12 protein-coding genes are annotated in these 12,029 nt (G+C 67.4%); 10 read left to right on the top strand and 2 right to left on the bottom strand.

Going from position 1 to position 12,029, the window contains the following annotated elements; genetic code table 11:
• From H0W38_RS07100 to H0W38_RS07065, 8 genes are all read left to right on the top strand, one after another.
• Positions 1-517, top strand: a 517-nt coding sequence (locus H0W38_RS07100) for a F0F1 ATP synthase subunit A (RefSeq protein ID WP_292452428.1), incomplete at its 5' end; no start/stop codon positions are given.
• 48 nt (positions 518-565) lie between these two features.
• The gene (gene atpE, locus H0W38_RS07095) at positions 566-829 is read left to right on the top strand and encodes a F0F1 ATP synthase subunit C (RefSeq protein WP_292447501.1); all 264 of its coding nucleotides are present in this window, start codon (positions 566-568) and stop codon (positions 827-829) included.
• Positions 830-884: 55 nt separating this feature from the next.
• Positions 885-1,355: a F0F1 ATP synthase subunit B gene (locus tag H0W38_RS07090; RefSeq protein WP_292452426.1), complete on the top strand. Its 471-nt coding sequence runs from the start codon at positions 885-887 to the stop codon at positions 1,353-1,355.
• Positions 1,356-1,358: 3 nt separating this feature from the next.
• A complete protein-coding gene (locus H0W38_RS07085) occupies positions 1,359-1,892 on the top strand; it encodes a F0F1 ATP synthase subunit delta (protein WP_292452424.1) in 534 nt (177 codons plus the stop codon).
• Between the two features lie 54 nt (positions 1,893-1,946).
• Positions 1,947-3,500: a F0F1 ATP synthase subunit alpha gene (gene atpA, locus H0W38_RS07080; RefSeq protein WP_292452422.1), complete on the top strand. Its 1,554-nt coding sequence runs from the start codon at positions 1,947-1,949 to the stop codon at positions 3,498-3,500.
• 33 nt (positions 3,501-3,533) lie between these two features.
• Complete coding sequence (gene atpG / locus H0W38_RS07075; RefSeq protein ID WP_292452420.1) at positions 3,534-4,418, top strand: F0F1 ATP synthase subunit gamma; 885 nt, start codon at positions 3,534-3,536, stop codon at positions 4,416-4,418.
• 41 nt (positions 4,419-4,459) lie between these two features.
• Positions 4,460-5,866 (top strand): F0F1 ATP synthase subunit beta, encoded by a 1,407-nt coding sequence (gene atpD, locus H0W38_RS07070; RefSeq protein ID WP_292452433.1) that lies wholly within the window; start codon positions 4,460-4,462, stop codon positions 5,864-5,866.
• Positions 5,867-5,875: 9 nt separating this feature from the next.
• The gene (locus H0W38_RS07065; RefSeq protein WP_292452418.1) at positions 5,876-6,292 is read left to right on the top strand and encodes a F0F1 ATP synthase subunit epsilon; all 417 of its coding nucleotides are present in this window, start codon (positions 5,876-5,878) and stop codon (positions 6,290-6,292) included.
• A 193-nt stretch (positions 6,293-6,485) separates the two neighbouring features.
• Here the strand turns inward: H0W38_RS07065 and H0W38_RS07060 are convergent, their stop codons facing one another.
• Complete coding sequence (locus H0W38_RS07060) at positions 6,486-7,232, bottom strand: 16S rRNA (uracil(1498)-N(3))-methyltransferase (protein WP_292452416.1); 747 nt, start codon at positions 7,230-7,232, stop codon at positions 6,486-6,488.
• A gap of 87 nt (positions 7,233-7,319) precedes the next feature.
• Here H0W38_RS07060 and H0W38_RS07055 point away from each other — a divergent pair, with 87 nt between their 5' ends.
• Positions 7,320-8,324 (top strand): LysR family transcriptional regulator, encoded by a 1,005-nt coding sequence (locus H0W38_RS07055; RefSeq protein ID WP_292452414.1) that lies wholly within the window; start codon positions 7,320-7,322, stop codon positions 8,322-8,324.
• On the opposite strand, the gene H0W38_RS07050 is transcribed toward H0W38_RS07055, so the two are convergent.
• On the bottom strand, positions 8,312-9,304 hold the full coding sequence (locus tag H0W38_RS07050) for a phosphotransferase (protein ID WP_292452430.1): 993 nt from the start codon (positions 9,302-9,304) through the stop codon (positions 8,312-8,314). The two genes, H0W38_RS07055 and H0W38_RS07050, sit on opposite strands and share 13 nt — an antisense overlap.
• A gap of 325 nt (positions 9,305-9,629) precedes the next feature.
• Between H0W38_RS07050 and H0W38_RS07045 the strand changes: the two genes are divergently transcribed.
• Positions 9,630-12,026 carry an LPS-assembly protein LptD gene (locus H0W38_RS07045; protein WP_292452412.1) on the top strand — a complete coding sequence of 799 codons (2,397 nt, stop codon included), beginning with the start codon at positions 9,630-9,632 and terminating at the stop codon, positions 12,024-12,026.
• The last annotated feature ends 3 nt before the right edge of the window (positions 12,027-12,029 follow it).

Here is a 12,029-nt window from a genome sequence, read left to right as displayed (position 1 = left end):
CGCGATGGACCTGCTGCCGGTCGATCTGCTGCCGGCCTTATGGCACGTCGCCGGCCCGGCCGTGGGCGCGCCCGACTATCTGCGCGTGGTGCCGACCGCCGACCTGTCGATCACGATGGGCCTGTCGATCGGCGTGCTGCTGGTGTGCCTGTTCTATAACGTCAAGATCAAGGGCGCCGCCGGCTGGGCGCACGAACTGTTCACGGCACCCTTCGGCAACAACTGGTTTCTTTGGCCGGTGAACTTCCTGATGCAGATCATCGAGTTCGTCGCCAAGACCGTCTCGCACGGCATGCGGCTGTTCGGCAACATGTACGCCGGCGAGCTGATCTTCATGCTCATCGCGCTGATGGGTGGCGCGTTCGCGCTCACCGGAACGGGCATCGCCCTGTTCCTCGGGCACATCGTTGCAGGCTGGGTGTGGGCGGTGTTCCACATCCTGATCATCACCCTGCAGGCCTTCGTGTTCATGATGCTCACGCTGGTTTATATCGGTCAGGCTCACGACACGCACTGACGTTTCGTTTTTCGTTTTTTTTCTTTGCAACCTCAAGTAGGAGACACCATGGAAGTCATTAGCTTTGTCGCGCTCGCCGCCGGCCTGATCATCGGTCTGGGCGCCCTCGGCGCCTGTATCGGCATCGGCATCATGGGCAGCAAGTACCTCGAAGCGGCCGCCCGCCAGCCCGAGCTGATGAACGAGCTGCAGACCAAGATGTTCCTGCTGGCCGGCCTGATCGACGCCGCCTTCATCATCGGCACCGGCATCGCGCTGTGGTTCGCCACGGCCAACCCCTTCCTCGCGCAGATCGCCAACCTGCCGACGTGAGCCGCCGCGGATTGCGCATCGCAGGCATCTTTCCCATCGTTATCGAGGCAACAACGTGAGCATCAACGCTACGCTGATCGCGCAGTTGATCGTGTTCCTTCTGCTGGTCTGGTTCACGATGAAATTCGTGTGGCCGCCCATCGTGAAGGCGCTCGACGAGCGTGCGCAAAAGATCTCCGAAGGCCTGTCGGCCGCCGACAAGGCCAAGGCCGATCTGCAGGTCGCCAACAAGCGCGTCGAGGAGCAGTTGTCGGCCGCTCGCACCGAGACCGCGCAGCGCCTGGCCGATGCCGAGCGCATGGCGCAGTCGATGGTGGAGGAAGCCAAGGGCCGCGCCAGCGAGGAGGGCGCCAAGATCGTCGCCGCGGCGCGCGCCGAGGCCGAGCAGGAGTCGATGAAGGCGCGCGAGGTATTGCGCGACCAGGTTGCGGCACTTGCCGTCAAGGGCGCCGAGCAGATCCTGCGCAGGGAAGTCGACGCCGGCGTGCACGCCGACCTCCTGAACCGCCTCAAGGTCGAGCTCTAGACCATGGCTGAGCTCGCAACGATCGCCCGTCCGTACGCCGAAGCGCTGTTCCAGGTGGCCAGTCAGGGCGACCTGAAGCCGGCCGTCGAACAGCTCGACGCGGTGGCTGCCACGGCGGCCGACCCTCAGCTGCGCAGCTTCGCCGACCGTCCGAAGGCGAATGCACAGGAAGTCTTCGACGTCATTGCCGGTGTCGTCAAGGCGCCGCTCGCCGACAGCGTGCGCAACCTGCTCGCCACCGTCATCGACAACGGCCGGCTGGCCGCCTTGCCGGAGATCGCGCTGCAGTTCCGGGCCCTGGTGAACGAGCGCTCGGGCGTGTCGGACGCCACGGTGTACAGCGCGTTTCCCATCGACGCTGCGCAGATGGATTCGGTGCTCGGCGCGCTGGAAAAGCGCTTCGGCCGCATGCTCAATGCGCGTGTCGAAGTCGAGCCGGCGCTGATCGGCGGCATCCGTGTCGTGGTCGGCGACGAGGTGCTCGACACCTCGGTCAAGGCGCGTCTGGAACAAATGAAAGCGGCGCTCACGGCTTGATCGCCGGCGAACGTCCTCACCCTGCAGGCCTCGGCCTTAGGAACGGAGCAAGCAATGCAACTCAATCCCGCTGAAATTTCCGAACTGATCAAGAGCCGCATCGAGGGCCTGGGCGCCAGCGCCGACATCCGCAACCAGGGCACCGTGGTGTCGGTCACCGACGGCATCGTGCGCGTGCATGGCCTGTCGGACGCGATGCAAGGCGAGATGCTCGAATTCCCGGCCACCAAGGACGGCACGCCAACCTTCGGCCTGGCCCTCAACCTCGAGCGCGACTCGGTCGGCTCGGTGATCCTGGGCGAGTACGAGCACATCTCCGAAGGCGACACGGTCAAGTGCACCGGCCGCATTCTGGAAGTGCCGGTCGGCCCGGAGCTGATCGGCCGCGTGGTCAACGCGCTCGGCCAGCCGATCGACGGCAAGGGCCCGATCAACGCCAAGATGACCGACGTGATCGAGAAGGTCGCCCCCGGCGTGATCGCGCGCCAGAGCGTGAGCCAGCCGATGCAGTCGGGCTTGAAGTCGATCGACTCGATGGTGCCGGTCGGTCGCGGCCAGCGCGAGCTGATCATCGGCGACCGCCAGACCGGCAAGACGGCGGTGGCGATCGACGCGATCATCAACCAGAAGGGTCAGAACATGACCTGCGTCTATGTCGCCATTGGCCAGAAGGCGTCGTCGATCAAGAACGTGGTGCGCGCGCTGGAACAGCACGGCGCGATGGACTACACCATCGTCGTGGCGGCTCCCGCCTCGGACTCCGCCGCGATGCAGTACGTGTCGGCCTATTCCGGCTGCACCATGGGCGAGTACTTCCGCGACCGCGGCCAGGACGCGCTGATCATCTATGACGACCTGTCCAAGCAGGCCGTCGCCTATCGCCAGGTCTCCCTGCTGCTGCGCCGCCCGCCGGGTCGGGAAGCGTATCCGGGCGACGTGTTCTATCTCCACTCGCGCCTGCTCGAGCGCGCCGCCCGCGTGAACGCCGACTACGTCGAGAAGTTCACCAAGGGCGAAGTGAAGGGCAAGACCGGCTCGCTGACCGCGCTGCCGATCATCGAAACACAGGCCGGCGACGTGTCTGCCTTCGTGCCGACCAACGTCATCTCCATCACCGACGGCCAGATCTTCCTCGAGACCTCGCTGTTCAACGCCGGCATTCGCCCCGCCATCAACGCCGGCATTTCCGTGTCGCGGGTTGGCGGCGCGGCGCAGACCAAGCTGGTCAAGAACCTCTCGGGCGGCATCCGCACCGACCTCGCGCAGTACCGTGAACTGGCGGCCTTCGCGCAGTTCGCCTCGGACCTCGACGAAGCCACCCGCAAGCAACTGGACCGGGGCGCGCGCGTGACCGAGTTGCTCAAGCAGGCGCAGTATTCGCCGCTGCCGATCAGCCTGATGGCCGCTTCGCTGTTCGCGGCGAACAAGGGCTACATGGACGGCATAGAGGTCAAGCAGGTGCTGGCCTTCGAATCGGGCCTGCACCAGTTCCTGAAGACCAGCCACGCGCCGTTGCTGGCCAAGCTCGAGGCCGACAAGGCGATGGACAAGGACGCCGAAGCCCAGCTCGACGCCGCCTGCGCCTCGTTCAAGAAGTCCTTCGCCTGACGCGGCCAGACCCACAAACCAAGGAACACGCTCATGGCAGTCGGCAAGGAAATACGCGGCAAGATCAAGAGTGTCGAGAACACCAAGAAGATCACCAAGGCCATGGAGATGGTCGCCGCCGCCAAGATGCGCAAGGCGCAGGACCGCATGCGCGCGGCCCGGCCCTACAGCGACAAGATCCGCAACATGGCGGCCAACCTGTCGCAGGCCAACCCCGAGTACAGGCACCCCTTCCTCGTGAAGAGCGAGGGCGCGAAGACCGCCGGTTTCATCGTGGTGACGACCGACAAGGGCCTGTGCGGCGGCTTGAACACCAACGTGCTGCGCGCGGTGACCGCCAAGCTCCGTGAGCTGGAGGGCCAGGGCGTCAAGTCGGAAGCGGTGGCGATCGGCAACAAGGGCCTGGGCTTCCTGAACCGCATCGGCGCGAAGGTGGTTTCGCACGCCACCCAGCTCGGTGACAAGCCTTCGCTCGACAAGCTGATCGGCCCGGTGAAGGTGTTGCTCGACGCGTATGCCGAAGGCCGCCTCTCCGCCGTGTACCTGTGCTATACGCGTTTCATCAACACGATGAAGCAGGAGCCCATGGTGCAGCAGCTCCTGCCGCTGTCGGCCGAGGCCATGACGGCCGATGCGCCCACGCCGGGCAGCGCGAACCACAGCTGGGACTACATCTACGAGCCCGATGCGGCCACGGTGATCGACGAGCTGCTGGTGCGCTACACCGAGGCGCTGATCTACCAGGCGGTCGCCGAGAACATCGCTTCCGAGCAGTCGGCCCGCATGGTGGCGATGAAGTCCGCCACCGACAACGCCGGCACCGTGATCGCCGAGCTCAAGCTGGTCTACAACAAGACCCGCCAAGCCGCGATCACCAAGGAACTGTCCGAGATCGTGGCGGGCGCCGCAGCGGTCTGAACTCAAGAATCGACTCGAAGGAAATCAAGATGGCGATGAACATGCAAACCGCTGAAGGCAAGATCGTGCAGTGCATCGGTGCGGTGGTGGACGTGGAGTTCCCGCGCAACGCGATGCCCAAGGTGTATGACGCCCTCAAGATGGAAGGCTCGGCCCTCACGCTCGAAGTGCAGCAGCAGCTCGGCGACGGCGTGGTGCGCACCATTGCGCTGGGATCGTCGGACGGCCTGCGCCGTGGCATGGTCATCAGCAACACCGGCAAGCCGATCTCGGTGCCGGTGGGCAAGGCCACGCTGGGCCGCATCATGGACGTGCTGGGCGCGCCGATCGACGAGCGCGGCCCGGTCGGGCAGGAGCTCACCGCCTCCATTCACCGCAAGCCGCCGGCGTACGACGAGCTCTCGCCGTCGCAGGAGTTGCTGGAAACCGGCATCAAGGTGATCGACCTGATCTGCCCCTTCGCCAAGGGCGGCAAGGTCGGCCTGTTCGGTGGCGCCGGCGTCGGCAAGACCGTCAACATGATGGAGCTCATTAACAACATCGCGAAGGCGCACTCTGGCCTGTCGGTGTTCGCCGGCGTGGGCGAGCGCACCCGCGAAGGCAACGACTTCTATCACGAGATGGCGGAGTCGGGCGTCGTCAACCTCGAGAATCTGGGCGAGTCCAAGGTCGCGATGGTCTACGGCCAGATGAACGAGCCGCCGGGCAACCGCCTGCGCGTGGCGCTGACCGGCCTGACCATCGCCGAGTCCTTCCGCGACGAAGGCCGCGACGTGCTGTTCTTCGTCGACAACATCTACCGCTTCACACTGGCCGGCACGGAAGTGTCGGCGCTGCTCGGCCGCATGCCCTCGGCGGTGGGCTACCAGCCGACGCTGGCCGAGGAGATGGGCCGCCTGCAGGAGCGCATCACGTCCACCAAGGTCGGCTCGATCACCTCGATCCAGGCCGTGTACGTGCCGGCGGACGACCTGACCGACCCCTCGCCCGCCACGACCTTCGCGCACCTGGACTCCACCGTGGTGCTCTCGCGCGACATCGCCTCGCTCGGCATCTACCCCGCCGTGGACCCGCTTGACTCGACCAGCCGACAGCTCGACCCGAACGTGGTCGGCGACGAGCACTACCAGACCGCGCGTGCCGTGCAGAACACGCTGCAGCGCTACAAGGAACTCCGCGACATCATCGCCATCCTGGGCATGGACGAGCTCAGCCCGGAAGACAAGCTGGCCGTGGCGCGTGCGCGCAAGATCCAGCGCTTCCTGTCGCAGCCCTTCCACGTCGCCGAGGTCTTCACCGGCTCGCCGGGCAAGTACGTGTCCCTGAAGGAAACCATCCGCGGCTTCAAGATGATCGTCGCGGGCGAGTGCGATTCGCTGCCCGAGCAGGCCTTCTACATGGTCGGCACCATCGACGAGGCCTTCGAGAAGGCCAAGAAGATTCAATAAGGGGCGCGCATGGCCACCCTCAAAGTCGACGTCGTCTCCGCCGAGGAGTCCATCTTCTCCGGCGAGGCGAAGTTCGTCGCCCTGCCGGGCGAGAACGGCGAGCTCGGCATCCTGCCGCGCCACACGCCGCTCATCACCCGTATCCGGCCGGGCGCCGTGCGCATCGAGCGCGCCGACACGGGCGAGGAAGAGTTCGTGTTCGTCGCCGGTGGCATCCTCGAGGTGCAGCCGGGATCGGTGACCGTGCTGGCCGACACCGCCATTCGCGGCAAGGATCTCGACGAAGCCAAGGCCGGCGAGGCCAAGAAGCTGGCCGAGGACGCGATGAAGAACGCCAAGAGCGACATCGACTTCGCAAAGGCGCAAGGCGAGTTCGCGGCGATGGCGGCGCAGATCGCGGCGCTGCGCAGATTCCGCAAGAAGTAAACGCTCCTTCTCCTCGCTGACAAAGGCCCGCTGCGTGCGGGCCTTGTCCGTTTGGAGCCGCCGTGCTCCCATCGAGGCGGACGACTGGCTAATCTCTTTGAGCAGCCCAGGTCGGCGGCGGATGCCGCTCCGCTTGCGTGCGGAGGATGGCGCGTCGCGGAAGTCAGGGCCTTGCGCTCAGGGGCGTAGCGGTTCACGCGCACAGCGCCGCCAGCGCAGCCAGCACCGCCAGCGGCGCCGTCTCGGCGCGCAGCACGCGCCGGCCCAGCGTCACGGGCTGCAGACCGGCACCTCGCGCAGCCGCTTCTTCCCCGGGGCTGAGCCCGCCTTCGGGTCCGCTCAGGAACACCAGCGCCGAGCCCGTGCGCACGGCGGGGCAGAGCGCCTCGGCGATGGGCTGCGTGCCTCCGGCCAAGCTGAGAACGAAGCGCGCACTCGTCGGCGCAGCCGCCGGTCCGGCCAGCCATTCGCCCAGTGAGCGCACCGGCTGCAGCGTCGGCAGCCGTGCCCGGCCGCATTGCTCGGCGGCGGCACTCGCCACGCCCTGCCAGTGCGCCAGCTTGCGGCCGGCTCGCTCGCCGCTCAGGCGCAGCACCGAGCGCTCGCACACCAGCGGCTGGATTTCGGCCACGCCGAGCTCCGTGGCTTTCTCGATCAACCAGTCCATGCGCTCGTTGGCCGGCATGCCGACCGCCAGGGTGACTGCCATGGGCAGTTCGCAATCCACCGCCTGCGGCGCACCGACACGCACCTGCACGACGCTGCGGCCGATGTGCAGCAGCTCGGCCGACCAGTCGGAACCGCCGCCATCGAAGAGCCGGACCGCATCGCCCGGCTGCAGCCGCAGCACCTGCACGTGGCGTGCTGCGGCGGCCGGCAGCGCAGCCTCCAGGCCGGCCGCGAGCGGCAGATCGACGTGAAAGCGCGGTAAAGCGGGCACGGTGGCGGGCGGTCAAGGGCGAGGCGGGCAGTGTGCCCGAGTGCCGCAGCCCGCGCGCCGCGGCTGGTTCGCGGCATCATCGCGGCCATGGATCAATTGCGAGCGATGCGCGTGTTTGCGGCCGTCATCGAAGCCGGCAGCTTCAATGGCGCGGCGACCGTGCTGCGCCTGTCGCCCGCCGCGGTGACCCGGCACATTGCCGAACTCGAAGACCACCTGGACGCGCGCCTGATCAACCGCACCACGCGCCGTCTGGCGCTCACCGACATCGGCGAGGCCTATCTCGAGAAGGCCCGGCAGATCCTCATGCAGGTCGATGAAGCCGAGGCGCTGGCCAGCAGCGCCGGGCGCGAACCGCGCGGCGTTGTGAGGGTGCTGGCGCCGCCGGCTTTCGCGGTGCACCAGATCGCCAAGCACCTGCCGCGCTTCCATGCATGCTTCCCGAAGGTGTCGCTCGAGCTCACGGTGCCCGGCGCGGTGCAGGCGGTCGATGAAAGCCAGAACGTCACGATCCTGATGGTCGATGATTCCGCGCTGCAGGGCGAGTTCGTTGCGCGCCGTCTGGCGCGCTCGGAAGGGATTCTTTGTGCGGCGCCGGAGTATCTGCTGCGCCGCGAGGTGCCGGGGCACCCGCGCGAGCTCGGCAGCCACGTTGCGCTACTGCCGGCCGGTGCCGCAAGGCCCCGCGAACTGACCTTCCGGCGCAGCGCCGGCCGCGAGCCGACTGAAATTTTCCGCGTGGTGCCGCAACCCTCGGCCTTGCACACCCACCATGTTGATAGTCACTATGCAGCGGCGCTGGCCGGGCTCGGTATTGCCGGCTTGCCCAGCTTCGTGGTCGAAGAGGCCTTGCTGGAAGGCGCGCTGGTGCGCCTGCTGCCCGAGTGGACGGTGTTCACGGTGATGCTCTATGCAGCGATGCCGACGCGCCGGCACATTCCGGTGCGCACCCGCGCCTTCGTCGATTTCCTGATCGAGACCTTCGGCGGCGAGGACCGCGATCCTTGGCTGCTCTCTGCCGGTTGCGAGACGCAGGTGGCCGAGGCGCCTGCGCTCGCTCCCGCGTCTACGCCAGCGCTTCAGAACCTGTAGCCGGTCCGGCGCTCGGCGCCTGTCAAGTCTTCGAGCAAGCGGGCGAGTGGCTGCAGGCCGGCGTAGCGGCTCGCCACGCGGTGTGCGTAGCGCCACACCAGCGGCAGGTCACGCAGATAGCCGTGCTTGCCGTCGCGGTGCGACAGGCGCGCGAAGATACCCAGCACTTTGAGATGGCGCTGCAGCCCCATCCATTCAAAGTCGCGCCAGAACGCGCCGAAGTCCGCATCGACCGGCAAACCGGCTTGGCGCGCGCGCTCCCAGTAGCGCACGGCCCAGTCGATCTGCACGTCCTCGTCCCACTCGATGTAGGCGTCGCGCAGCAGCGAGGCGAGGTCGTAAGTGACAGGGCCCCACACGGCGTCCTGGAAGTCCAGGATGCCGGGGGCGGCGCCTTCGCCGGCGCTGAGCATCAGATTGCGCGAGTGGTAGTCACGGTGCACCAGCACGCCCGGCTGCGCAGTGCAGGCGTCGAGGATGAGCTCGAAGACGTGTTCGAGCTGAGCGCGTTCGGCGTCGCTCGCGGTGTGGCCGCAGTGCTGCGCGATGTACCAATCGGGGAAAAGATCGAGTTCGCGCCGCAGCAGCGCGCGGCTGTAGTCGGCCACGCCGGCGGCCCGGGCTTCGACGCTGCCGATGCGCTGCAGTTCTACCAGGGCGTCGATTGCGGCGAGGTAGAGCGGCGCGGCCGCGCGCGCGTCGCGTCCGGCCAGCGCCGTCAGGAAGGTGGTGTTGCCCAGGTCGCCGAGCAGCATGAAACCGTGCTCACGGTCCCAGTGCAGTACCTCGGGGGCGTCAAGGCCGCCGGAGCGCAGCAGCGCCGCGATCTTCACGAACGGCTCGCAGGCTTCGTGCGCGGGGGGCGCATCCATGACGATGCGTGGGCCGTGAGTGCTGTCCAGCCGAAGGTAGCGTCGAAAGCTCGCGTCGGCGCTGGCTATGCGCAGGCTGCTGGCATCGAGGCCGAGCTCGTCGGGCAAGGCCGCGAGCCAGGATGTGAAGGCGCTTTCGCGCTCTGTATCGGTCCAGTGCAAGGAGAAGGAGGATGCAGTCACGGCAGGGACCGCGGCGTGCGGTCGAAAAGGCGGGAAGGGAACCGTGCGGGCGGTGCGAAACGCAAGACCGCGTTCGTGAGCGAGGAGGCGCGTGGAATAATCGATTCTACAAATCGCATCCGCCTGCCGGCGCAGCGGTGTTCCGCCACAGCGGCTGCTGCGCAGCCCCTTGCAACAGCCTTCTTCCTTGCCTTCCTCGCTGTTGTCCGTCGCCGCCTGCGCTGCCCGTCGTCTTCGGCACGGCCGACCCGTGTTGCACCGCGCCGCCGCTATCGCGGCGCTGGCCGTGTGCGTTGGCACCGCTTGGGGACAAGGCAGCCCCGAGATCGAAGGCCCGGGCCTGCGGCCGGGCACCGGCAGCGGCTTGCGCCTGCTGCCGAGCGGGAGCGCCGAAGACGACGAGCCTGTGGTGATCGAGGCCGACCGCCTGTACGGGCGTCCGGAACGCGAATCGGTGGCAGAAGGCGACGTGGTTTTTCGTCGCGGGCCGCTGTTGCTGAAGGCCGATCGGGTTGAGTACCAGGTGCCCACCGACACGGCGCGTGCTACGGGCAACGTCGAGATCACCCGCAACGGCAACACCTTCAGCGGCCCGGAAGTCGAGATCGGGGTGCAGCGCTTCGAAGGCTACTTCGTGTCGCCCAGCTACTACTTCGGGCGCACCCAGGCCGGCGGCAGCGCCGAGCGCTTCGAATTTTTGGACGAGTACCGCGGCGTCGCCACCGGCGCCACCTACACGAGCTGCCCCGCGCCCGATCCAGCGTGGATTCTCAGCACGGACCGCGTCACGCTCGACACCGCCGCCGACACCGGCGTGGCCGAAGGTGCGGTGCTGCGCTTTTACGGCGTGCCGATCCTGGCCGCTCCGACCTTGAGCTTTCCGCTGTCCGATTCGCGCAAGTCGGGCTGGCTGCCGCCGAGCATCGGGCTGGACAGCAAGAGCGGCCTCGAACTTTCGGTGCCTTACTACTGGAACATCGCCCCCAACCGCGACGCGACCCTGATGCCCTCGGTGATGAGCCGGCGCGGCGCCGCACTCGACACCGAGTTCCGCTATCTCGAGCCGCGCTATCAAGGTGCCGCGCAGGTCTTCATGCTGCCTGACGACCAGGTCGCGAACCGTTCACGCTGGTCGCTCAACCTGGAGCATCAAGCGCGCTGGAGCGGGCTGCGGGTCGGCGCCGTCGACTACGGCGCGCAGGTACAACGCGCCTCGGACGACGACTACTGGAAGGATTTTTCCAGCCGGCTGCCCAGCCTCACACCTCGTCTGCTGCCCTCGAGCGCCTACGCCACGCGCCGAATCGACAGCGCTTACGGCGACACCGTCGCCTATGCGCAGATTCAGCATTGGCAGGTGCTGCAGGAGCGCGAGCCCGACGCTTTCATCGTCGCTCCCTACCAGCGCGAGCCGCAGGTCGGCCTACGCCAGCGCGGCGCGGCGGCGGGCTTCGAATGGCGCTGGGAAACCGAGGCCAACCGCTTCACCAACGACGACCCGACGCTCGTGACCGGTGCCCGTCTGCACGGGCTCGGCACGCTGGCGCGGCCCTTTTGGCCGCTGGGCGTGCCGGGCTGGACCATCACGCCGCGCGTGTCGCTCAACAGTGCGGCCTACGACATCGCGCCGGCGCGAGAGGGCGTCGCGCCGGGAGAGCGCGGCAGTGCGTCGCGCACCATTCCCAGCCTGTCGCTCGACAGCGCCTGGGTGTTCGAGCGCCCGACAGCCGCCTTCGGTCGCGACCTCACGCAAACGCTCGAGCCGCGGCTGTTCTACGTGAACACGCCGTATCGCGATCAATCCGACCTGCCCAATTTCGACAGCGCTGCCAACGACTTCAATTTCACCTCGATCTACTCGGACAACGTTTTCTCCGGCGTCGACCGCGTGTCGGATGCGAACCAGCTCACTGCCGGCCTGACCACGCGCTTTCTCGACCGCCAGACCGGAGCCGAAGCGCTGCGCCTGGGCATTGCGCAGCGCATGCTGCTGCGCACCCAGCGCATCACACCCGACGGCGAGCCGATCACCAACCGCTTTTCCGACCTCCTCCTGCTGGGCGCCACCAACCTGGTGCCCGGCTGGTGGCTCGACGCCACGGTGCAATACAACTCGGAAACCGACCGGACGGCGCGCTCGATCGTCGGCGCACGCTACTCTCCCGGGCCGTTTCGCACCATCGGCGCGACCTACCGCTACACGCGCAATGCCAGCGAGCAGGTCGAAGTCGGCTGGCAGTGGCCGATCAACGACGCGGCGCGCCAGCAGGCAGCTTCCGCCCTGGTGCGCGAGAGCCAGGCGCGCGAAGTCCTGGGCGGCGTGCCGCCGCGGGCCGTTCAGACCAGCGGCTGCGTCGGCGCTTGGTATACCGTCGGGCGCCTCAACTACAGCCGCCGCGATTCGCGCATCACGGACTCGCTGGTCGGCTTCGAGTACGACTCCGGCTGCTGGATCGGCCGCGTGGTGGCCGAGCGGCTGTCCACCGGGCGCAGTGAGGCGACCACGCGCTTGATGTTCCAGCTCGAGTTGGTGGGGCTCTCTCGCCTGGGCTCCAACCCGCTGGGAGCGCTGAGGGAGAATATCCCCGGCTACCGGCTGCTGCGAGACGACGAGCCCTTCGTCGCGCCGGCCCTGGCGATTCCTTGAACC

The sequence above is a fragment of the Methylibium sp. genome, from assembly GCF_013817365.1.
GTDB lineage: Bacteria > Pseudomonadota > Gammaproteobacteria > Burkholderiales > Burkholderiaceae_C > Methylibium.
The sequence above is the reverse complement of the archived record's forward strand: the minus strand, read 5'-3'. Positions and strand labels throughout refer to the sequence as shown.